Raw genomic sequence first — 20,837 nt, forward strand, 5'->3', positions numbered from 1 at the left:
CTGCGCACCCGAACGTAGTTCCCGAACACCGGAGCGTGGCCGATGTCCACCATTCCCAAAGATCAGACCGCTGCCGAAAGTCCTGGCAGCGTACTCGAATCCGATGCCGACACCGGCAGACTCGACGGCGCGTCGCGTGCCAGGATTTTCGCCGTCCTCGCGGTCATCGTGCTGTTCACCGAGGTCGCGCCGATGCAGTACACGATCGTCGCGGCCGCATTGCAGAAGATCGCGCCGACCTTTCCCAGCGTCGGCGCGAACATCAACTGGGCCATCATCGTCTTCGGCCTGATCGGCGCGGCCGCGTCTCCGCTCATCGGCAAGATGAGCGATGTCTGGGGCAAGAAGCGGATGTTCCTCGTCTGCGGCGCGCTCTTCATGCTCGGCTGTGTGCTGGACGCCGTCACCGACAGCTGGGCGATCTTCCTGATCGGCCGCGGCCTGCAGGCCACCGCCATTGCCACCGCGGTGATCGCCTACGGCTTGATCCGAGATCTGCTGCCGCGCAAGTACGTTCCGCTCGGGCTCGGTGTCACTGCGACCGGTCTCGGGTTCTCCGCCATCGGCGGACCGCTGCTCGGCGGCTACCTCGTCGACAACTACAGCTGGCGCGCCATCTTCTGGGTGCTTGCCGGATTCACCCTGCTGATGCTTCCGCTGGTGTGGCTGGTCGTGCCCGAGTCCAAGCTGCGAGTCAAGCAGCGCATCGACGTGCTCGGTGCCGTGCTGCTGGCGGCCGGCGCCGGACTCACGCTGATCTACCTGGACAAGGGTCAGGATTGGGGTTGGAGCAAGCCGCTGACGCTGGCCTGGCTGTTCGGCGGTATCGCGCTGCTGGTGGTGTTCGTGGTGGTGGAGCTCAATGTCGCCCGCCCGATCATGGACATGAAGCTGCTGTTCCACCCGCGCGTCACGCTGGTACTCGGCGGCGCACTGTTCGCGTCGTTCCTCATCGGCGTCCAGTCCTACGCCCTCGGCTACATGACACAGACTCCGAACTCCGACACGGTCGCGGCCGGTGTCCAGCAGGCGACTCTCGCGCAGATCCAACAGCAGACCGGCCAGCCCATGCCTGCCGCCGCCGTCCAGGTAGCCCTCGACCCAGGCTATAGCTACGGAAACGGTTTCACCCTGCTCGAATTCGCGGTCCGCATCGCCCTGCTGCAAGCCGTGCTGGCGATGATCTGCGGCGCCGCCGCGGGCGCACTGGCCCGCAAGATCGGCGCCCGTATCCCCCTGGTGTTCGCCCTCGTCCTGTTCGCGGGAGCAGGCGTCTGCTACGCCGTCCTCCCCCACACCTGGGTCGTATTCCTCTGGGTGAGCGCGGCTTTCGGCATCGGCTTCGGCTTCTACTACGCCTCCATGCCCATCCTGATGGTCGAAGCCGTCCCCCAGGAGCAACAAGGCATCAGCCTCGGCATGCTCGGTGTCATGCAATCAATGGGCGTCGCCATCGGCCTCGCGATCGTCACCGCCTACCTGAACGCCAGCCCCATCACCGCCCAGGTCAGCGTCGCGGGCCAACCCCCACAAGGCAGCGTCATCCCGCAAGTCTTCGCCGACCACGGCTACGAAATGGGCTTCTGGTTCGCCGCCGGCGCCTCCCTGATCGCCCTGATCATCGCGGTGATCATGCGCCACGGCCGCACCCCCGCCACCGGCGGCACGGCCTACTGATCACCCGACGAACGGAACCCCACAGCGAGTCACCACGCGCGTTGCCGCCACCACGTCCCGCTCCCCACGTGCAATGCCGCTACCAGCGGCAAGGTAGCGAAATGGCGGCCCCAAAAGCGCCTCCGCACCCACCCTTCCACCCCACTGTCGTCCGAACACCCCGCGTCCCAGCCGAACACCCCGTATACCGGGTGTGCAGTCACAACAAGGGGTGTGAGGCCGGATTTCTCTACCGCCCGAGACGCAACCACAGCCAGTCCTCACGCTGGGAGCCCGTGTGCCTGCCTCGAAAAAGCTGCGGAAGACCAAACCGTCGTCCGAACACCCCGCGTCACAACCGCACACCCCGTATACGGGGTGTGCGGTCACAACAAAGGGTGTGAGGACGCTGTACGGGGGGTGTGCAGCTACGACACGGGGTGTGAGGACGGACTTCTCTACGCCCGAGAACGCAACCACAGCCAGTCCTCGCGCTGGAGGCCGTGTGCCTGGCTCCAAGAGCTGTCGAAGACCGAACTGTCGTCCGAACACCCCGCGCCACAGCCGAACACCCCGTATACGGGGTGTGCAGTCACGACAAGGGGTGTGCGGACGCTGTACGGGGGGTGTGCAGCTACGACACGGGGTGTGAGGACGGTTTTCTCTACCGCCCGAGACGCAACCACAGCCAGTCCTCACGCCGGAAGCCGTGGGCCTGCCTGCAGAAGCTGCGGAAGACCAGGTCGGGTACGGCACCCGACGTGCCCAGCACTGCCCCCGGTAAAACCACGGGGAGGCAACCAAAACTGGGGTGCGCGCCCTGGGTTCAGTAAACCGAGCTGACCACCCTGACGTGCCCCGCTGCAACTCACCGAGGACAGCCAGAGCTGTGGAGACCGTGCCCTGGATTGGTGGACCGAGCTTGTCTGGCTGAGGTACCCCGGCGGAACTCATCGGAGTGGGCCAGAGCGTTGGGGAGCGTGCCCCGGTTTGGTAGACCGAGCTCACCTTCCAGCGGTGTTCCGGGCAGTGCTGGGCACGTCGTGTGCCGTACCCGACTTGGTCTTCCGCAACCTGGGTAGACAGGCCACGGCTTCCAGCGTGAGGACTGGCTGTGGTTGCGTTTCATGCGCTTTAGGTAGTGAAGGCAGCCGGTGCTGGGGAGCATGCCCTGGGTTGGGCGGGCCGAGCTCACCTTTCCGGCGGTGTTTCGGGCAGTGCTGGGTGCGTCGTGTGTGGTACCCGGCCTTCTCTTCCGCAGCCTGGATAGGCAGGCACACGGCTTCCAGCGTGAGGACTGGCTGTGGTTGCGTTCCAGGCACTTAGGGGAAGTGGTAGCTAGCGGTCGGTGAAACCGTCGATCATGAGGGGACTCGGAGCATGATTTCGTTGGCGCTGCCGCCGACGCTCGGGAGGAGGTTCGCGGAGAGGGTGTGGCCGAACAGCTTTCGCTGCTGCGCATAGTCCCACCGTCACCGAGGCTGTTGCACGGTCCGGAGTCCGAGGTACCTGCGACGCTGGCCCTGGCCACACGCGGCCGATGGCACTTCGTCACAGCCATCTGGGCCTCGCCGAGCGCGGGCCGTCGGAGAGCCTACGAACGCTAAGGAGATAACTGAGCTCGACCCGACCTTCGCCTGCGTCGTGCTGCGGTTCTGGCGCGGAACCACCGGGTGCGGCCCGCGCGCGCATCGTTCCCGCGGGGTCGTCTACCGCCAGCGGGCGTGCCGGGGGAAGAGGGCGCGGGCGGCTTCGTGGGAGACCTCTACGAGGACCCTGGCCAGGCGGGCGGTGTCGAGAGCTGGACGGTCGGCGCCGATTTGGCCGGAGAGGGACAGGGCGCCGACGGCGGCGCCGCGGCCGCGGATGGGGACCGCGACGCAGGCGATGCCGGTGACGGACTCCTCGTTGTCGACGGCGACGCCTTGGCGGTGCCGGATGCGGGCCAGTTCGCGGTGCAATTCCGCTTTGTCACAGATGGTTCGGGGTGTCAGCTGGGGTAGACGGTCGCGGAAGGACGCTTCGACGATGCTCGGTTCCAGGGTGGCGAGCAGGGCCTTGCCGACGCCGGTGCTGTGGGCGGGCATCCTGCCGCCGAGGCGCGTAGGAATGCTCGCGGTGAAGCGCCCACCCGCCTTGTCCAGGTAGAGCACCTCGCGGCCGTCGAGCACACCGAGGTGCCCGACCATGCCGGTGCGCTGCGAAAGATCGTGCAGCAGCGGGCTCACCACATCACGAATCTCGTTGTGGTCGGCGGCAAGTCCGCCCAGTTCGAACGGCCGCAGGCCGAGCCGGTAGCCGCCGGGGGCATGCGCCAGCCAGCGCAGCCGGATCATCTGGTCCAGGATGCGGTGCACGGTCGAGCGGGGCAGCCCGGTGCGTTCGGCGAGTCCGAGCAGCGTCAGGACCGGCGTAGAACCGTCGAAAGCGTCTAGGATCAGCGTCATTCGCTCGATCATCGAGACCGGCGGTTGATTGGTCCGTGCTGTCGTGGGGCCCGCTCCCGACCACAGCTCTTCGGACTCGGGGTGGGTCATCACCTCGACCGTCATGGCTCACCTCCATTGTGTAGCTCGTCCAGCTTAGAAGTATTTCGATTAGGCATGTGCGTTTTCGGCACGCCAGGTTGTGTCCCCAATCACACTGCCGTCGCGATGGCGAGAGGGAATCCCGGAAACTACGTAGATCGCTACGGATCTTCTCGGTAGCCGGAATCCGTTATTGACAGGCGCCCGAGGCCGCCGCTTACCTTTATGGCGAAACGGAATATTTCTAGTCGAAACTAGGAGCGCTATGGCCGTCGCACTCGACTTCAAGGCCGTCCTCGGCCGGTTCTGCACCGGAGTCACCGCGATCACCGCACTCGACGGCGACGAACCGATCGGGTTCGCCTGCCAGTCCTTCTCCGCACTGTCGCTGGATCCGCCCGCAGTGGCGTTGTTCCCCGCCCGCACCTCCACCACCTGGCCGCGGATCCGCGCGACCGAACGGTTTTGCGTCAATGTCCTTGCCGCCGACCAAGAGGACGTGTGCAAGCGACTCGGCCGCAGCGGACCGGACAAGTTTGCCGGTCTCGAGTGGAGCCCTTCACCCAACGGCTCGCCGCTACTGGCGGGCACCATCGCGTGGATCGACTGCACGCTGGCCGGCGAGCTGGACGGCGGCGACCACACGATCGTCATCGGCAACGTGACCGAGCTCGGCGAGGGACGCGACGCGGGCCCGCTCCTGTTCTACCGCTCCGGATTCGAGCGGCTGATGAACACCGCGGACGCACTCCACCCATAGCCGCACCAGGCCGAGTGAGCGTCGTGCACCACCTCATGAGCACAGCCGGGCACATTCCGCACCAAGGCGAGCGAACGCGTGGCAATGCGCCTTACCAGCGTCTCGGCACCGTGGAACGACCTCGGGCCGAAGCTCCCGATCAGTGGGACCACGCCTTTCGGCGACAGCCGACCCGCCGAACTATCGAAACAACGACGACCGTGGAGGAACCGACATCATGAGCCTCGCGAACACCGACGACCAGGTGCGCGTGATCGATACCGGCGCGCCGCCCGCCCGATACGCGCGCGGTTGGCACTGTCTCGGCATCGCCGACAGCTTCCGTGACGGAAAGCCGCACACCATTACCGCTTTCGGTACCGAACTCGTGGTGTTCGCGGCCTCCGACGGCACTCTCAGTGTGCTCGACGCGTACTGCAGGCACATGGGTGGCAACCTCGGTGACGGCACCATCAAGGGCGACACCCTCGCCTGCCCGTTCCACGACTGGCGCTGGAAGGGCAATGGCCGTTGCGCCGCGATCCCTTACGGCCGCCGGGTGCCGCCGCTTGCCCGCACCAAGTCCTGGGTCACGCTCGAGCAGAACAAACAGCTGTTCGTATGGAACGACCCCGAGGGCAACCCGCCGCCCGAGGACATCTCCATCCCCCGCATCGACGGCGCGTTCAGCGACGAGTGGAGCGATTGGACCTGGAACGAGATCGTCATCGACGGCGCGAACTGCCGCGAGGTCATCGACAACGTGGTCGACATGGCGCACTTCTTCTACGTGCACTTCGCCTTCCCTACCTACTTCAAGAACGTCTTCGAGGGCCACATCGCCAGTCAGTACATGACCTCGATCGGTCGCGAGGACGTCCAGGGCGAAATCGCCAAGGAGGCGGGCGGCAAGAACGTGCTGCAGTCCGAGGCTCACTATTACGGGCCGTCCTACATGATCGACCATCTGGTCAACGAGTCGAACGGGCAGACCGTCGAATCGGTGCTCATCAACTGCCACTACCCGGTCTCGCCCACCAAGTTCGTGCTGCAGTACGGCGCGATCGTCAAGAAGCTGCCCGGCCTCTCCCCGGAGGAGGCCGACGCGATGGCGGTGCGGTTCGCGGGCGGGCTCGGCCGAGGCTTCGAACAGGACGTCGCGATCTGGAAGCGCAAGACCCGCATCGACAATCCGCTGTTGTGCGAGGAGGACGGGCCGGTCTACCAGCTGCGGCGCTGGTACGAGCAGTTCTACCGAGATGTCGCCGAGGTCGAGGACAAGATGACCGACCGCTTCGAGTTCGAGGTCGACACCACCCGCGCGGTTTCCGCGTGGGAGGCGGAGGTCGCCGAGAACCTGGCCGCCACGCGCGGCGTCTGAACGGCACGGCCATGGACTCCGTCACCTGCCAGACCTGCGGAAACCGGGTCCAGGTAGTCAAATTCAGCCCCGCACACACCAGCGTGCAATGGAGCGCGGCCGCCGCGCGGAACTGCGCGGAACTCGCCGACAACGGTGGCGGCCCGGTCCGCGGCTGCACCGCCTTGCGCGCCTGCATCGAGAATGCCGTCACCGCGGGTGCGGTCGGTCTGCGCACTCGCGATCGGGACCTGCTGTGAATCCCGTTGCGGCGGTGGCATTGCGGGTGGTCCGGGTGGTCGCCGAAACCCGGGATGCGATGTCGCTCGAGCTGGTCGCCGAATCCGGGCGACCACTGCCCTATCGACCCGGCCAGTTCCTGACCTTGCGTATTCCCAGTGACCGCACGGGATCGGTGGCCCGCTCGTACTCACTGTCCAGTGCGCCGCACGAGGGTGGTCCGCTGAAGGTCACCGTCAAGCGGACCGTCGACGGATACGGATCGAACTGGCTGTGCGACAACGCCACTGCGGGCATGAGCATCGACAGCCTGCCCCCTGCGGGTGTGTTCACCCCGGAATCGCTGGACACCGACCTGTTGCTCTTCGCGGCGGGCAGCGGGATCACGCCCGTGTTGTCCATCCTGAAATCCGCTCTGGCACAAGGTAATGGGCGCTGCACGCTGATCTATGCCAACCGCGACGAGAAGTCGGTGATCTTCGCCGGCGAACTGCGCGCTCTGACAGCCGAGTACCCGCAGCGGCTTCTGGTGCTGCACTGGCTGGAGTCGGTGCAGGGCCTACCGGCGGCGCGTTACCTGACCGACCTCATCACGCCGTGGTCGGAACGGGAGATCTTCGTCTGCGGCCCTGGCGCTTTCATGGACGCCGTGGTCGCGGCCGCTCGCCATCTCGGTGTCGACCGGAACCGCGTGCACGTCGAAAAGTTCGTCTCGCTGTCCGGCGATCCCTTCGCACAGGCTCCGATCGAGGTGTCGGACACCGCTGACTCGGCAACCGTCGAAGTCGAGTTCGACGGCGACACACGCGAATTCGTGTGGCCGCGTAGCACCGTGCTACTCGACCTGCTACTTGCTCGCGGTGTGGAGGCACCCTATTCCTGCCGTGAGGGCGCCTGCAGCGCCTGCGTCTGCCGTGTCGTCGACGGCGAAGTGAAGCTGCTGCGCAACGACGTACTGGAACAACAAGACCTGGCCGACGGCTATGTGCTGGCCTGCCAGGCGGTGCCGGTCACCGACTCGGTCCGGATCACCTATGAATGAGGAGAACGACCCCATGACTGCCATCAGCTCACTCGGATATGTCAAGGTCGCGGTCGCCGACCCGGATGCCTGGCGCATCTTCGCTTTCGACGTGATCGGATTCGCGGAGGGATCCGGTCCCGACCCCGACGCGATCTATCTGCGCATGGACGAGCACGTCGCGCGCCTGGTGCTGGTGCCTGGCGACACCGACAAGGTGCTGGCCATCGGCTGGGAGGTCCGCGACCATCGGGCACTGGCGCTGGCGCGGGAAGCCGTGGAGAAGGCCGGAATCGCGGTCACCACGCTGACGGTCACGGAGGCGGACACAGGCGGCGTCGAAGAGGCGATCAGCTTCGCCGACCCCTCCGGCACCACCGTCGAGATCTTCCACGGGCCCGTCCTCGACCACAGCCCCGTCGTCGGCAAGCACGGCAACCGGTTCGTCACCGACGGCCTCGGCCTCGGCCACGCGGTGCTTCCGGTCCCCGACCTCGATGCAGCCTTCCGCTTCTACACCGAGGTACTCGGCTTCCTGCCGCGCGGCGCGTTCCGCCTGCCGACGCCGCCGGAGTACGGGCCGATGCGGATCCGTTTCCTCGGCGTCAACCAGCGCCATCACAGCCTGGCGCTGATTCCCTCCGGCGGCAAAGAAGGCTCCGGTCTGGTGCACATCATGGTCGAGGTCGACCGCCTCGATGACGTCGGCCGCGCACTCGATCGGGTCAACAAGGCCGGCTACCACCTGTCCTCGACGCTCGGCAGGCACACCAACGACAAGATGATCTCCTTCTACGTCCGCACCCCGGGCGGCTGGGATCTCGAGTTCGGCACCGAGGGCGTTCTGGTGGACGAAACCACTTACACCGCAGAAGAAATGACCGCGGACAGCTACTGGGGTCACGACTGGAACCGAAGCTGAACCAGCGCGCCGTCCCACCACGTAAGGACAATTGAATTGAGCGACAACCAGTTCGGCCCCACCAGGTTCGGATTCTTCATCGCGCCCTACCATCCGCTCACCGGCAACCCGACCCTCCAGATCCACCGCGATCTGGCCCTGGTGGAGCTGGCTGATCAGCTCGGCTACAGCGAGGCCTGGATCGGCGAACATCATTCGGCCGGATTGGAAATCATCGCCGCACCCGAGGTCTTCCTCGCCGCGGCCGCGCAGCGCACCCAGCGCATTCGGCTCGGCACCGGCGTGAATTCCCTGCCCTACCACCAGCCGATGATGCTCGCCGATCGGCTCTGCCTGCTCGATCACCTGACCATGGGCCGGACCATGATGGGCGTCGGACCGGGCCAGCTGGCCACCGACGCCGCCATGATGGGCATCGACCCCGTGCGCCAGCGCGACATGATGCACGAATCCATGGACGTGCTGGTGCGGCTGCTCAGCGGGGAGACGGTGACCGCCGAAAGCGACTGGTATCACCTGAACGAGGCGCGACTGCAGCTGCTGCCCTACCAGCATGGCGGCCTGGACATGGCTGTCGCCTCGACGATTTCGCCTTCGGGAGCGGTGCTTGCCGGTAGACACGGCGCAGGGTTGCTCTCGCTGGCCGCGTCGGATCCCAGCGGATACGATGCGCTGCTGCCGAATTGGAAGGTCTACGAGAAGACCATGGCCGACAACGGCCACCCTGTCGATCGCGCGCGGTGGCGACTTGTCGCGCCGATGCATATCGCCGAGACGAGGGAACAGGCGATGCGCGAGGCCGAATGGGGCGTCGGACATCTCGTCGACTACATCGAGAAGCTCAGCGGCATGGCCGCACCGTGGAACTCCTCGGCCCGCGCCGCCGTCGAACAGTGGACCGGAGAGGGCTTCCCGGCCTTCGGACGCGCCACCATCGGCACCCCCGACGACGCCATCGCGACCATCGAGAAGCTCGCCGAACAGTCCGGCGGTTTCGGCACCTTCCTGCTGCTCGGCCTGAATGTCGCCGACTGGGATGCCACGCAGCGCTCGGCGCGACTGTTCGCGGAGCAGGTGATCCCGCACTTCACCCAGGCCAACCGGAACCGGGTCGCGTCGCTGGAATGGGCACACGCCAACAGCGAACGCATGATCGGCGGCCTGACCGCGGGTATCCAAAGCGCCTTCGAAAAGTACGGCGAGGCCTTGGCGGCCGCGCTCGGCACGGAGGACGCGCAATGAGCGCCACCTGTGCGGCCACGCCGACCCGAACCTCCCGAGCGTCGGACGGCCGGGAATTCGTCCGAGCGCGCGCAAAGATCACCTCGACACCGGGAGCGAACACATGCGTGCAGTAGTGATGCGGGGCCGCAGCCTGGTCGTCGACGAGGTGCCGGAGCCGGTGCCCGGCCCCGGCCAGGTGCTCGTCGAGACGGTGGCCTGCGGTATCTGCGGATCCGACAAGCAGGCACTGGACTACACCGACGAGTTCCTGCAGGCCTCCCGCGACAGCGGGGTGCCCACCTTCGAGTTCGATCCGTCGCGCGACGTCGTGATGGGCCACGAGATCGCCGCCCGGGTCGTCTCGGCCGGACCGGACACCCCGCATACCGAGGGACAGCTGGTGGTTGCACTGCCGTGGGCCATCGACCACGTCGGTCAGATCCACGGTGTCGGCTTCTCCAATGACTTCCCCGGTGGCTACGGGGAACGAATGGTGTTGCAGGCCATGGCCCTTGAACCGATTCCCGATCATGTGCCGCCGCACGTCGCGGCGCTGACCGAGCCACTGGCCGTCGGCTTCGGCAATGTCGCGCGCACCGGTATCGGACCCGAGGGCACCGGCATCGTCATCGGTTGCGGCCCGGTCGGTTTGGGCGCTGTCGCGGCCCTCTCCGAACGCGGAGTCGCACCGATCATCGCTTCCGATCCGTCGAAGCTGCGCCGCGACACCGCATTACGGCTCGGCGCGCACCGAGTGGTCGATCCCGCCGTCGAGGATCCGGTCGAGGTGTGGCGCGAGGCGGCCGCGCCCGGCCAGCTGCTGCACATCTGGGTGTGCGCCGCCGTGCCCGGCCTGCTCAACGAGCTGTTGTACAAAGTGCCACGGCAAACCACCATCCTGCAGGTCGGCGCGGTGATGACTGACGACGTCATCCGCCCGATCGTCGGTATCTACAAGGACATCTCGCTGCAGATGTGCATGGTGTATCCGCACGAGGAGTACGCGAAGACACTGGGCCGCATCGCCGACGGCACCGTGGACGCGGCCTCGCTCATCACCGACCAAGTCGGCCTGTCCGGGGTGGCAGGTGCCATCGACGCACTACGCCACCCGGACGATCACATTCAGATTCTGGTCCGCCCGGATCTGTGAACGACAGCGGCGGGTCGGGTCGAGGAGATTTCGTCCGTCATGGCGCGCAGCCATTCACGGGTATAGCGCTCGGCCAGCAGGGGTAGGAAGTTGTCGACCGTGGCTGGGCCCGCTACGTGGTCGTAGGCGGAATGCAGGCACTGGTTGATGGCGTCGTCGGGAACACCATCGAATTCGCGGGCCAAGCGGTAGGCGGCGGTTTGCAACGCAGCCTCCTGGTCGATCGACGGGTCGGGTAGCGGATGCGGGGCAGCAGGACCTTCGGTCATTGCGGACTCCTGGTCGAGTCGGAACGTGCGAAACTGCAGACGCAGTGGCGCGTGCCGACAACCGCGTCCATCACTCGGGTACCCGATCCGCCCGATCGAACACCCATAGTCCGAACTATGCGCGCAAAGGAGACTTTCGCGCATCGTGCGCTACCCTTTCGGTATATGTCAACAGCCTCGCGAGGTTTGCCATGACCGACTCCGGAACGACCGGCGCAGACAACAACAACCTCCTCTGGGTCGCACCGGACGCGTGCACGCTGCCCACCGCCGAGCAACCACTTCGGGTAGCCGAATTCGCAGATCTGTTCGCGGCGGCGCTGCGCCACATCGAGCGCCCGTCGCCGATCAGGCTGCGCCTGGAATTGGCGGCGACGGCCGAGGCTACCGCCCGGGACCTCGCCGCAAGGGAAACCGACTGCTGCGGATTCTTCGCCTTCATTGTCGAACCGACCGGGCAGGATTCGGTGCACATGACCATCGAGGTGCCCTTCGCGCGCGTCGAGGTACTCGACGGGTTGGCCGCGCAGGCGTCGGCGGCGCTGTCGCGTTCAGAAAAGTAGAACAGGTTATTGTCTCGGCGCCGCGCGCGTGCCAGGCTGGACCGATGGATCTCGCCGCCATCGAAGCCGTCCGCCAGCTCAAGTACCGCTACTTTCGGACGCTGGATCTCAAGCGATGGGACGAGTTCGCCGACACGCTCGCCACCGACGCCGCGGGCCGCTACGGCACCCACGCCCTCGGCGAGCCGCTCACGTTGGACGGCCGCGATGCCATCACCGCATTTATGCGTGAGAACCTCGGTCCCGCGGTTGTCACCACCCACATCGCGAACCACCCCGAGATCACCGTCAACGGTGAGACCGCCACGGGCTCATGGGCTTTCGAGGACACGGTGATCGCCACCGAATACGGTGTCCTGATCCGGGGCGCGGGTTACTACACCGACAGCTACCGCCTCGACCCCGACGGCCGATGGCGCATCACCGCCACGAGCTACCAGCGCATCTACGAATCGATGCAAGCCCTCTCCGACACCCCCAGCTATCAACTGCTGTCGAACATGTGGGCAACGCCGACCCCGAAGTAACCGCCGCCGGACAGGTCCGGCTTCGTGTCGAAATCGGTCCACTATCGGGCCGCTGGCGCTGGACGCAGGCCGTACAGAGGCGGATGCTGCGCATATGACTTCGCTGGCGCCCGATGAGTTCAGTCCCGAGACCACCTACCTGAACACCGCCTCCTACGGCTTGCCGTCCGCCCGGGCATTGGCTGCGGTGCGGGATGCCAGCGCACAATGGGCGGCGGGCCGTGGTGGGCCGATGGCGCACGACAATCTCATCCCTGAGCTGCGGGCGGCGTTCGCACGGCTACTGGAGGGCGCCACGGTCGACGATATCGCGCTGGGCAGTGGTGTCGCCGGGCTCATCGCACCGGTGGCGGTGGCACTGCCGCCAGGTGCCGAAGTGCTGCTCGCCGAGGGCGAATTCTCCTCCGTCTCCATGCCTTTCGTACACCGCGGTGACCTGTCGGTGCGCTTCGTCCCGTTGGAACGACTGGCCGAGGAGGTCCGGCCGGAGACAGCGTTGGTCGCGGTCAGCGTCGTCCAGTCGAAGGACGGCCGGATTACCGACCTGTCGGTACTGCACGCCGCGACGCAGGCGCACAACGCCCGCTTGCTGGTCGACGCCACCCAGGCCGCAAGCTGGGTCCCGCTGCGTTTCGCCGATGCGGACTACTGGGTGTGCGCGGCCTTCAAATGGCTGATCGGCGCCCGCAGCATCGCGTTCTTCGCCGCGACGCCGGAGACGGCCGCACGCGTGCGCCCACTCGGTCCAAGCTGGTATGCCGCCGCGGACGCCTGGGCAGAGCTGTATGACCCGATCGCACTCGCCACCACAACCAGGCGCTTCGACGCGACACCGGACTGGCTCGGCGCGATCGCCGCCTCGGCGGGTATCGAGCTGATCGAAGAACTGACGGTGGAGAAGATCGGCGCCCACAACCTCGACCTCGCCGCCCGCCTCCGGACGGGTCTGACCGAACTCGGCTACGAGCCGGTCCCCGGTCCCTCGGCCATCGTCTCGGTGCCCGATGCCGGCGACGCCGCCGCCCGCCTCGAACAAGCCGACATCATCGCCTCGGTCCGCGGCGGCGGCCTCCGCTTCGCCTTCCACCTCTACAACGACACCACCGACGTCGACCGCGCCCTCGAAGCTCTCCCCAAGAAGTAACCCGCCCACCGGGCCGCGGTCGGGGCGCACGGGGCAACCCGACCCGGCATCGATGTGCGGTTGCGGTGACACGCCGGTTCCGCCGATTTCAGTGCGTGGCGGGGGTGGTGATCAGTGGGAGGTCCAGGGCCGTGAGGATTCCCGGGGGTGCCTGGACTACGGCGGGAACGGCGTTGACGATGCGCATGGCGGTCGCGAGGAGGGTGGCGTGGTTGTGGTCGCCGTGCGGGCTCGAGGTGACCAGGTCCATGGCGTAGCTGGGATCACCGGTGATTTCTACGCGGTAGGAGCCCTCGGGGTGGGCGGGTTGCGGCCAATCGGGGCAGAGGTCGGGGCGCAGCCGGGTGACGTGTTCGAGGACGGTGACGGGGCGGTCGCCGACCATGCCACGTACCTCGAAACGCAATGCGGCAGCGGTTCCTTCGGCGATGTGGCCGGTGGCGATATCGAAGGCTCCCGGTGCGGGGATGCGTTCGTAGGTCTCGGTGACGGCGTCGAGGGTGACCCCGATTCCGGCGGCGAGCTGGCGCACCGTGCCGCCCCACGCGAGCGAAAGCACGCCGGGTTGCAGCAGCAACGGGATGTCGTCGAGGGGCTTGCCGAAGCCCATGATGTCGAACATCACCTCGCGGTTGTCGTAGCTGGCGTAGTCGACGATTTCCAGACACCGCAGTTGATCGATGCGCAGGCACGTGCCCGCGAGCGCCAGCGGCAGGAGGTCGTTGGCGAAGCCGGGGTCGATGCCGTTCACCCACAGCGATGAATTGCCTTCGGCCGCAGCCTCTTGTACCGGCTTCAGCAACTCGTCGGGCAGCACACCATACGGATACTGGAAGAACACCGGGGCGCAGGCGACGACATTGATGCCCGCGCTCAAGAGCCGCTGCAAGTCCTGCACCGCCTCGAAAAGGCGGTTGTCGGTCATGGAGCAGTAGACGACGCAGTCGGGTGCGGCAGCGAGGATAGCCTCGACATCTGTCGTCGCGGTCACGCCTACCGAGTGATCGAGCCCGGCAAGGGTTCCCGCGTCGATCCCGTCTTTCGACGGCCCCGACACCCACACGCCTGCCAATTCGAGATCGGGGTTGGCGATGATGCCCGCGAGCGCATGCTTGCCGACATTGCCCGTGCCCCACTGCACTACGGAATATTTCATGTCACAGATCCGGAATCGGGAGGTCGAGGTTCGGCGAGATGAGACCGCCGTCGGGTTCGAGGATCTTCCCGGTGACGTACTTGCCCGCTGGCGAAACCAGATACAGCGCGGCGGCCGCGATGTCTTCGGGATCGCCGATGGTGTGCAGCGGGGTCTTCGATTCCAGCTCGGTACGCATGGCCTCGTTGCCCGCGACGATTTCCAGCGCCGAGGTCAGGATCGAACCGGGGGCAATGGCATTCACTCGGATGCGCGGATTCAGATCGAGCGCGGCCAGCCTGGTGTAATGCGCGAGCGCCGCTTTGGCCGTGCCGTACGCGGCGAACGCCCGGCCCGGCAGTCGGCCCATCGTAGAGGTGATATTGAGAATCGAACCGCCACCGGCGGTTTCGAGAATCCTCGGCACCGCGGTCCGTACCAGTGCGTGCGCATTGGTGACATTGAAGTTGAACGCCTCGACCAGCGCCTCGGGCGTCGTGTCCAACAGCGTGCACGGCATCGCGCCGCCCACATTGTTGACCACGATGTCCAGCCGCCCGAAGCGTTCGACGGCGGCAGCGGCGAGCCCCGCCGTCGCCTCGATATCACTCAAATCGGCGGGCACGACATGCGCCTGCCGCCCGGCCGCGGCGACCTTCTCGGCGACCTCGTCCAGCTGACTCTTGGTGCGCGCGGCGATGACCACATCGGCCCCGGCCTCGGCGAAGGCAACCGCGATCGCCGCGCCCAATCCGCGGCCCGCACCCGTGACAACGGCGACCTGCCCGTCGATTCGGAACCGATCCAGAATCATCCAGCGCTCCATTCATCACAGTTGCTGTCGAATATTCGACACTTAGTGTACTAATATTCGACATAGTAAGCCGTCCCGCCGAGCCGAACAAGAGGTGCGCCCCCATGCCGGACCGGTCGCCGTCGCCACCGACCCGCCGCGTCGTCGAGGTGATATCGCTGCTCACCGCGGCGCCCGAGCCGATCAGCGTCGCGGGCATCGCCGACCGGCTCGATATCGCCCGCGCCACCGCGACCGCGATTCTCGCCGAACTGGATTCGGCAGGCTGGGTCGTGCGTGACCCGAATCGCGGCTACGCCATCGGCCCCACACTGGCAAGCCTTGGCAACTCCGCACTCCCCCAAGGTGTCGGCGACATCCTCACCGCCCTGACCACCCGCACCGGATGCGGTGCCACCCTCAGCCGCATCGAACCCGACCGCCTCACCGTCCTCGACGTCCGCCACGGTCCCGACCGTGTGGTCCCCGGAATCCCTGTCGGACACCGCATCCCACTCCGATTTCCCGCGGGTGCCAGCGTCATGCCATGGCGCGCGGCCACCGAACAGAACACCTGGCTCGCCGCCGCCCCCGACTCCGACCGCCGCACCGCCAGCACACTGCTCGCGCTGGTCCGCGAGCGTGGCGTTGCCGTCTTCCGCCCACTCGCCGACGACGCGGGCATGGTCGACCTCCTGGCCGATCTACTCGGCGCAATGGGACCCGAACTCCGGCAACCACATCTGCGCACCCGCGTATTGCGCCAACTGGCGGCCCTCACCTCCCGTCCCTACACCAAGACCGAGCTCGATTCCGACACCACACTCCCACTGAGCTACCTGGCTGCCCCCGTCTTCGACACCGCGGGCAGCGCGGCCTACGAAGTCCAACTGGGCCCCCTCCGCGCGACGACCACCAAGCCCGAACGCGACGAATACATCGCCGCGACGCTCGATGCCGCCCGCTCCCTGACCGCCACCATGAACTCCCGCTAGGAGCCGACCGACGCGTCCCCAGGCTCTTGACCAGTGCGTACGATAGGCATTGTTGCCGTATGGCCAACCGTGGGGCGCGGTGCGCTATCAACAGTGGTTGTGGGGATTCACATGTCACAAGAGACGTCTTCCGATCGACTGGTAGCCGGCCGGTACCGACTGACGGGGGTTCTCGGACGCGGCGGCATGGGTGTGGTGTGGGCCGCGACCGATGAAGTGATCGGTCGGCAGGTGGCGGTCAAGGAGATCAGGGCGCCTGCCGATGAGTTCGGGGATGAGGAGCGAGACGTATTCATGGCCAGGGCCCTGGCCGAGGCGCGCAATGTCGGCCGGATAAGTCATCCGGGAGTCGTTGCGCTCTACGACGTGATTCCCGCAGGTCCGGACGACGACGCGGTCTATCTGATCATGGAGTTGGTGGCAGCGCCGACGCTGGAGCGGTTGATCAGGGTGTACGGGAAGATGCCGAGCCGCGAGGTCGCCGAGATCGGGTTGCAGATTCTCGATGCGTTGGAGGCCGCGCATGCCCTGGACGTCGTGCACCGAGACGTCAAACCGGGCAACGTCTTGGTATTGCCCAACGGCCAGGTCAAACTCCTCGATTTCGGCATCGCCCGAGCCGCCACCGATCCCCGACTGACCCAATGGGGCGCCCTCGGCACCGTGTCCTACATGGCCCCAGAACGGTTCGCCTCCGGGCCCATTACCCCCGCTGTCGATTACTGGGCACTGGGCGCGACCCTGTACCGCGCCGCGACCGGCAGCAGTCCATTCGAGCGCGAGTCCACCGCACAGACGCTGCAGGCCATCATTTACCAGGACCCGCCGACCCCCGACTGCGACGAACCCTTGTCGACCGTCATCACCGCGCTACTGGCCCGCGACCCCGGCGACCGACCAACTATCGACCGAGCTCGCGCCATGCTTCGGGCTGCCGCGACGGATCAGCCTCCACCGCAGATCGACGACCACGGCAGGCCCGAATCGGTGGACACCGCGGCGACACTGCCCGCGCCGCAGCTGGCCGACGGCCATTCGACACCGGATCCACCGCAGGAGATCTCGACCGAGCGCGCTCCCATAAGCCACATCGAGACAGCGCGGCCGGACACTCCCGCTGCCCACCGTCGAGCCATCAAACCGCTGGGAGCGGCAGCACTCTGGCTCGTGGCCGGGCTCCTCTTCCTGGTGCCCGGCGTGACGGTCATCGCGATAGCGGCGAACACGATGCTCACCGATTCGAGCGCAGTATCCGGCGCAGCGCGCTTCGTCGGCCCGACCATAGGTGCGCTGGTGGGTTTGGCGATGCTCGCACTCGCCGTCTTCCCGATTTCGATCAGCCTCCGTGAGCTGAAGGATTGGCGAGACCAGCAAGCATCGAGCATCGAGCTGCCGAAAAACCGGTAGCGACCGCCGATCCACACCGGTTACTTGGTCAACGCTTCGGCGGCCCCTCGGTGCAGCGTGACGGGTGCGGTCAACGGCGCGGCGTCGCGATTGATGCCCTTGGCGGCCGAGTTGGCTTGTTCCAGTTGGGTTTTGCGATCGAAGAGGGTCTTGGTGAGGACGCACGCGAGGTTGGCGTCGAGGTCGTCACGGACCAGCAGGACGTTCGGAACGACGATGGTTTTCACGTCCGCGGGCAGACCGTAGGTGGCGGCGGGGATGGTGCCCTCTTCGTACACCGGGTTGGACGTGCGCATGCTGCCCGCCAGATCGGCGATATCGAGGAAGCGCACCTTGTCCTTGGCCGAGGTGAACAGGTCGGTGATGCCGGGGGTCGGCAGGCCGCCGGAGAAGAACATGGCGTCGATCGAGCCGTCCTTCATACCGTCGACGGTCTTGGTGAGATCGAGGCGCTGAGCCGAGATGTCGGTGTCGGGGTTGAGTCCGGCGGCCTGCAGCACCCGCTGGGCGATCACCTCGGTGCCGGACTTGGGTGATCCGGTGGAGACCCGCTTGCCGCGCAGGTCGGCGAGCGTGCCGATCCCGGCTCCGGTCCGGATGATCACCTGGGTGTAGTTCGGGTAGAGCCGCGAAAGAGCCTGTACCGGTTGCCGTTTCCCTTCGAAGCTGGCAGCGCCGAGGACCGCGTCTGCGGCGGTGTCGGCAAGCGAGAACGCCACCTGATACGTGCCTGCGACCAGCTGCTGGATGTTCTGCACCGAAGCGCCGGTCTCCGCGGCGGTCGCCTTCACCGTGCCGCCGGTGGCCTGCGAGATCTGTTCGGCGTACGCGTTGCCGAGCGCGAAGTAGACGCCGGTCGCGTTTCCGGTCGCGATACCGACACGGGTCTCCTGTTTCACCTCACAGGTCACCGCACCGCCCGCATCGGTCTGTGGCGCGTCGCGCCGTCCCCCGCAGCCTGCGAGCAATCCGGCTGCCACCACCGCGACAGCGAAACCTATTGCGACTCTTCTCATGTCGTTCTCCTTCGAGAGAGCAGGGTGATCCCGACCGCCACAGTCAGCGCGGCCACCCCGGCGATGAGCGCGCCGGGCTCCAGGTACAACAGTGCGAGCCCGCCGAGCCCGGCCAACACCCGCGCAACCGGTCGCGCCGGGCCGACACCGAGGATCCAGCCGCCGGTCGCCGCCGCCAAGGCCGCGACACCGACACAGGCGGCCACCGTCGTCCACAGCACGCCGAGCAGCGGCCCGCGCCCGAGCAGATATTCACCGGGACCGCTGAGCACGAACACGATCGGCACCAGGAACGCCGGCAGCGCGTATTTCAGCGCCTGCCACATGGTCGGCACAGTGCGTGCCCCGGTGATCGCCGCCGCTCCCACTGCCGCGAGCGCGGTCGGCGGGGTTACTTCGGAAAGCACCGAGTAGTAGAAGACGAACATCGCCGCGGCCGGGGCAGGCACTTCCAGCGCGAGCAGCGCAGGGCCGATGATCGCCCAGCCGATGATGAACGACGCCGTCACCGGTACCGCCAGGCCGAGCACGGCCAGTGCGACAGCCGCGAGCACGACCGTGCACGCCAGCACCACGGTGTGGTTGTCCGACACCGTCTTTGCCACGCGCACCAGCAGGGAGGCCAGTTGCGCACCGAGGCCGGTCTTCGTGGTCATCGCTGTGATCACACCGGCCGACGTGCACACCGCGACCACCGGCAGCGCCGAACGCACCCCGCTGCCCAGCGCCTGGAATACCTTGCGCGGCGAACTCGCCGACGCGCGGGTGCGCGCATCGAGGAAGGCGAGTGCGAAAGCGAGCGCGGTGGCGTAGACGACGGCCCGAGTCGCGCTCACACCGATCAACAGCAGCACCACGATCGCGATCAAGGACAGGAAGTGGTAGCCGAACCGCGCGAGCAGCCGCCACGCGGACGCGCCGCCGATCTCCACCGGCCTGGTCCCCAACCGACGGGCGTCGATCTCGACAGCGAGCAGAATTCCCAGGTAGTACAGGACCGTTGGGATCAGCGCCCAGCCCAACACCGTCACATAGGAGACGTCCAGATATTCGGCGACAATGAACGCCGCGACACCGAGTGTCGGGGGCGACAAGATCGCGCCGACGCCGGCCGCGGCGAGCATGCCGCCCGCCTGTTCCGGCGGATAGCCGGCCTTCCGCAGGATCGGCCAGGTGACCGCGCCGACGGTCACCGCCGTCGCGGTGCCCGATCCCGAGACCGTGCCGAGCAGGAATCCCGAAGCGACAGTGGTCCGGCCCGCCGCGCCACGTGAGCGGCGGAACGCGGCCACCGACAGGTCGACGAAGAACTGTGCGGCGCCGGAGAATTCCAGGACCGCGCCGTAGAGCGTGAACAGCACGATGTAGGTGGCCGCGACATCCAATGGCGTGCCGTAGAACCCGCTGCCCGAGTTGTACAGCGCGTCGATGATCTGCCCGAAATCCAACCCCGCGTGCGCGATAGTCCACTGCTGCGGTAGAAATCCGCCGTAGTAGCCGTAACCGACGAACACCAGGCACACCACCGGCAGCACCCACCCGGTCGTGCGCCTGCACGCCTCCAGCACCAGGACAAGCAGCACCGAGCCCATGCCGACATCGACCGGATCGAACTGTCCCTGCCGGTCCAGGAAAGCGTTGTAGCCACCGCCACCCGAGCCGATCGTCATCGGCAACAACGGGTACAGGCACACCACCAGCGTCACCGCGGCCAATACCCAGTCGAGCACCCCGGGCCCGTCCCCCCGATCCAGCCACCGCACTCCGGACCGATAGGCGATGAATACCAACGGCAACGTCCCGCTCAGGAACACCACCAGGTAGTACTGGCTACCCTGCGGCAGCGGCCGAAACACCTGCCACAGCACCAGAATCGCCACTACGAACGCTACGGAGGCCACCAACCGCTCGGGCCGACCCGTCAGTACCCGCGCCGGGCGCTCCTCGTCGTCGACTTCGATCTTCGGCGGCTGATCGCCGACCGGATCGTCGTGCGGTCGGCGCCGCGCGCCGCCCAACTCATCGACGGCGCCCCCACCGCTATCTTTCGGCAGCGCCGTACCTAGATCAGCGCCCTGCCTCTCCGACATGGCGCGACACTATCAACGCACGACCGTCCGTATGCAGCTATTGAAATCCGGGGCG

Annotated in this window: 19 protein-coding genes; 13 read left to right on the forward strand and 6 right to left on the reverse strand. The window is 66.7% G+C overall.

The window, feature by feature from the left end:
• The first annotated feature begins 42 nt into the window (after window positions 1–42).
• A complete protein-coding gene (locus ACFQZZ_RS17935; protein WP_378681508.1) occupies window positions 43–1,677 on the forward strand; it encodes an MFS transporter in 1,635 nt (544 codons plus the stop codon).
• A gap of 1,688 nt (window positions 1,678–3,365) precedes the next feature.
• On the opposite strand, the gene ACFQZZ_RS17940 is transcribed toward ACFQZZ_RS17935, so the two are convergent.
• The gene (locus ACFQZZ_RS17940; protein WP_378681511.1) at window positions 3,366–4,208 is read right to left on the reverse strand and encodes an IclR family transcriptional regulator; all 843 of its coding nucleotides are present in this window, start codon (window positions 4,206–4,208) and stop codon (window positions 3,366–3,368) included.
• A gap of 241 nt (window positions 4,209–4,449) precedes the next feature.
• Here ACFQZZ_RS17940 and ACFQZZ_RS17945 point away from each other — a divergent pair, with 241 nt between their 5' ends.
• From ACFQZZ_RS17945 to ACFQZZ_RS17975, 7 genes are all read left to right on the forward strand, one after another.
• Entirely contained in the window at window positions 4,450–4,944 is a 495-nt protein-coding gene (locus ACFQZZ_RS17945) for a flavin reductase family protein (RefSeq protein ID WP_378681513.1), read from the forward strand.
• 217 nt (window positions 4,945–5,161) lie between these two features.
• Complete coding sequence (locus tag ACFQZZ_RS17950; RefSeq protein WP_378681516.1) at window positions 5,162–6,304, forward strand: Rieske 2Fe-2S domain-containing protein; 1,143 nt, start codon at window positions 5,162–5,164, stop codon at window positions 6,302–6,304.
• An 11-nt stretch (window positions 6,305–6,315) separates the two neighbouring features.
• Window positions 6,316–6,543, forward strand: a complete 228-nt coding sequence (locus ACFQZZ_RS17955) for a hypothetical protein (protein WP_378681519.1) — start codon at window positions 6,316–6,318, stop codon at window positions 6,541–6,543.
• 59 nt (window positions 6,544–6,602) lie between these two features.
• The gene (locus tag ACFQZZ_RS17960) at window positions 6,603–7,565 is read left to right on the forward strand and encodes a 2Fe-2S iron-sulfur cluster-binding protein (RefSeq protein WP_378681898.1); all 963 of its coding nucleotides are present in this window, start codon (window positions 6,603–6,605) and stop codon (window positions 7,563–7,565) included.
• A 13-nt stretch (window positions 7,566–7,578) separates the two neighbouring features.
• Window positions 7,579–8,466 carry a VOC family protein gene (locus ACFQZZ_RS17965; protein ID WP_378681522.1) on the forward strand — a complete coding sequence of 296 codons (888 nt, stop codon included), beginning with the start codon at window positions 7,579–7,581 and terminating at the stop codon, window positions 8,464–8,466.
• 36 nt (window positions 8,467–8,502) lie between these two features.
• Entirely contained in the window at window positions 8,503–9,708 is a 1,206-nt protein-coding gene (locus tag ACFQZZ_RS17970; protein WP_378681525.1) for an LLM class flavin-dependent oxidoreductase, read from the forward strand.
• Between the two features lie 103 nt (window positions 9,709–9,811).
• The gene (locus ACFQZZ_RS17975) at window positions 9,812–10,843 is read left to right on the forward strand and encodes a zinc-binding dehydrogenase (RefSeq protein WP_378681527.1); all 1,032 of its coding nucleotides are present in this window, start codon (window positions 9,812–9,814) and stop codon (window positions 10,841–10,843) included.
• Here the strand turns inward: ACFQZZ_RS17975 and ACFQZZ_RS17980 are convergent.
• Complete coding sequence (locus ACFQZZ_RS17980) at window positions 10,816–11,112, reverse strand: three-helix bundle dimerization domain-containing protein (protein WP_378681530.1); 297 nt, start codon at window positions 11,110–11,112, stop codon at window positions 10,816–10,818. The two genes, ACFQZZ_RS17975 and ACFQZZ_RS17980, sit on opposite strands and share 28 nt — an antisense overlap.
• Window positions 11,113–11,303: 191 nt before the next feature.
• Between ACFQZZ_RS17980 and ACFQZZ_RS17985 the strand changes: the two genes are divergently transcribed.
• The 3 genes from ACFQZZ_RS17985 to ACFQZZ_RS17995 all read left to right on the forward strand — a co-directional run bounded on the left by ACFQZZ_RS17985 (window position 11,304) and on the right by ACFQZZ_RS17995 (window position 13,346).
• Window positions 11,304–11,675: a hypothetical protein gene (locus tag ACFQZZ_RS17985; RefSeq protein ID WP_378681532.1), complete on the forward strand. Its 372-nt coding sequence runs from the start codon at window positions 11,304–11,306 to the stop codon at window positions 11,673–11,675.
• A gap of 44 nt (window positions 11,676–11,719) precedes the next feature.
• Entirely contained in the window at window positions 11,720–12,202 is a 483-nt protein-coding gene (locus ACFQZZ_RS17990; protein WP_378681535.1) for a nuclear transport factor 2 family protein, read from the forward strand.
• 94 nt (window positions 12,203–12,296) lie between these two features.
• Complete coding sequence (locus ACFQZZ_RS17995; protein WP_378681538.1) at window positions 12,297–13,346, forward strand: aminotransferase class V-fold PLP-dependent enzyme; 1,050 nt, start codon at window positions 12,297–12,299, stop codon at window positions 13,344–13,346.
• An 88-nt stretch (window positions 13,347–13,434) separates the two neighbouring features.
• Here ACFQZZ_RS17995 and ACFQZZ_RS18000 read toward each other — a convergent pair whose 3' ends face one another.
• Complete coding sequence (locus tag ACFQZZ_RS18000; protein WP_378681541.1) at window positions 13,435–14,502, reverse strand: diacylglycerol kinase; 1,068 nt, start codon at window positions 14,500–14,502, stop codon at window positions 13,435–13,437.
• 1 nt (window position 14,503) lies between these two features.
• On the reverse strand, window positions 14,504–15,295 hold the full coding sequence (locus ACFQZZ_RS18005) for an SDR family oxidoreductase (RefSeq protein WP_378681544.1): 792 nt from the start codon (window positions 15,293–15,295) through the stop codon (window positions 14,504–14,506).
• Window positions 15,296–15,399: 104 nt separating this feature from the next.
• Here ACFQZZ_RS18005 and ACFQZZ_RS18010 point away from each other — a divergent pair, with 104 nt between their 5' ends.
• Together ACFQZZ_RS18010 and ACFQZZ_RS18015 are read left to right on the forward strand one after the other, a co-directional pair.
• The gene (locus ACFQZZ_RS18010; protein ID WP_378681547.1) at window positions 15,400–16,269 is read left to right on the forward strand and encodes a helix-turn-helix domain-containing protein; all 870 of its coding nucleotides are present in this window, start codon (window positions 15,400–15,402) and stop codon (window positions 16,267–16,269) included.
• Between the two features lie 111 nt (window positions 16,270–16,380).
• Window positions 16,381–17,676 (forward strand): serine/threonine-protein kinase, encoded by a 1,296-nt coding sequence (locus ACFQZZ_RS18015; protein WP_378681549.1) that lies wholly within the window; start codon window positions 16,381–16,383, stop codon window positions 17,674–17,676.
• A 20-nt stretch (window positions 17,677–17,696) separates the two neighbouring features.
• On the opposite strand, the gene ACFQZZ_RS18020 is transcribed toward ACFQZZ_RS18015, so the two are convergent.
• The gene (locus tag ACFQZZ_RS18020; RefSeq protein WP_378681552.1) at window positions 17,697–18,692 is read right to left on the reverse strand and encodes a TAXI family TRAP transporter solute-binding subunit; all 996 of its coding nucleotides are present in this window, start codon (window positions 18,690–18,692) and stop codon (window positions 17,697–17,699) included.
• The gene (locus tag ACFQZZ_RS18025) at window positions 18,689–20,782 is read right to left on the reverse strand and encodes a TRAP transporter permease (RefSeq protein ID WP_378681554.1); all 2,094 of its coding nucleotides are present in this window, start codon (window positions 20,780–20,782) and stop codon (window positions 18,689–18,691) included. The genes ACFQZZ_RS18020 and ACFQZZ_RS18025 overlap by 4 nt, the downstream gene beginning before the upstream one ends.
• Between the last annotated feature and the right edge of the window lie 55 nt (window positions 20,783–20,837).

The organism is Nocardia sp. GCM10030253 (genome assembly GCF_042675075.1).
GTDB lineage: Bacteria > Actinomycetota > Actinomycetes > Mycobacteriales > Mycobacteriaceae > Nocardia.

Coding starts and splice junctions, on each gene's coding strand:
- ACFQZZ_RS17950 (WP_378681516.1), top strand. CDS start 5,162: ATGAGCCTCGCGAACACCGACGACCAGGTGCGCGTGATCGATACCGGC.
- ACFQZZ_RS17990 (WP_378681535.1), top strand. CDS start 11,720: ATGGATCTCGCCGCCATCGAAGCCGTCCGCCAGCTCAAGTACCGCTAC.
- ACFQZZ_RS17935 (WP_378681508.1), top strand. CDS start 43: ATGTCCACCATTCCCAAAGATCAGACCGCTGCCGAAAGTCCTGGCAGC.
- ACFQZZ_RS17975 (WP_378681527.1), top strand. CDS start 9,812: ATGCGTGCAGTAGTGATGCGGGGCCGCAGCCTGGTCGTCGACGAGGTG.
- ACFQZZ_RS17985 (WP_378681532.1), top strand. CDS start 11,304: ATGACCGACTCCGGAACGACCGGCGCAGACAACAACAACCTCCTCTGG.
- ACFQZZ_RS17945 (WP_378681513.1), top strand. CDS start 4,450: ATGGCCGTCGCACTCGACTTCAAGGCCGTCCTCGGCCGGTTCTGCACC.
- ACFQZZ_RS18015 (WP_378681549.1), top strand. CDS start 16,381: ATGTCACAAGAGACGTCTTCCGATCGACTGGTAGCCGGCCGGTACCGA.
- ACFQZZ_RS17980 (WP_378681530.1), bottom strand. CDS start 11,112: ATGACCGAAGGTCCTGCTGCCCCGCATCCGCTACCCGACCCGTCGATC.
- ACFQZZ_RS17940 (WP_378681511.1), bottom strand. CDS start 4,208: ATGACGGTCGAGGTGATGACCCACCCCGAGTCCGAAGAGCTGTGGTCG.
- ACFQZZ_RS17960 (WP_378681898.1), top strand. CDS start 6,603: ATGTCGCTCGAGCTGGTCGCCGAATCCGGGCGACCACTGCCCTATCGA.
- ACFQZZ_RS17955 (WP_378681519.1), top strand. CDS start 6,316: ATGGACTCCGTCACCTGCCAGACCTGCGGAAACCGGGTCCAGGTAGTC.
- ACFQZZ_RS18020 (WP_378681552.1), bottom strand. CDS start 18,692: ATGAGAAGAGTCGCAATAGGTTTCGCTGTCGCGGTGGTGGCAGCCGGA.
- ACFQZZ_RS18005 (WP_378681544.1), bottom strand. CDS start 15,295: ATGATTCTGGATCGGTTCCGAATCGACGGGCAGGTCGCCGTTGTCACG.
- ACFQZZ_RS18000 (WP_378681541.1), bottom strand. CDS start 14,502: ATGAAATATTCCGTAGTGCAGTGGGGCACGGGCAATGTCGGCAAGCAT.
- ACFQZZ_RS18010 (WP_378681547.1), top strand. CDS start 15,400: ATGCCGGACCGGTCGCCGTCGCCACCGACCCGCCGCGTCGTCGAGGTG.
- ACFQZZ_RS18025 (WP_378681554.1), bottom strand. CDS start 20,782: ATGTCGGAGAGGCAGGGCGCTGATCTAGGTACGGCGCTGCCGAAAGAT.
- ACFQZZ_RS17965 (WP_378681522.1), top strand. CDS start 7,579: ATGACTGCCATCAGCTCACTCGGATATGTCAAGGTCGCGGTCGCCGAC.
- ACFQZZ_RS17995 (WP_378681538.1), top strand. CDS start 12,297: ATGACTTCGCTGGCGCCCGATGAGTTCAGTCCCGAGACCACCTACCTG.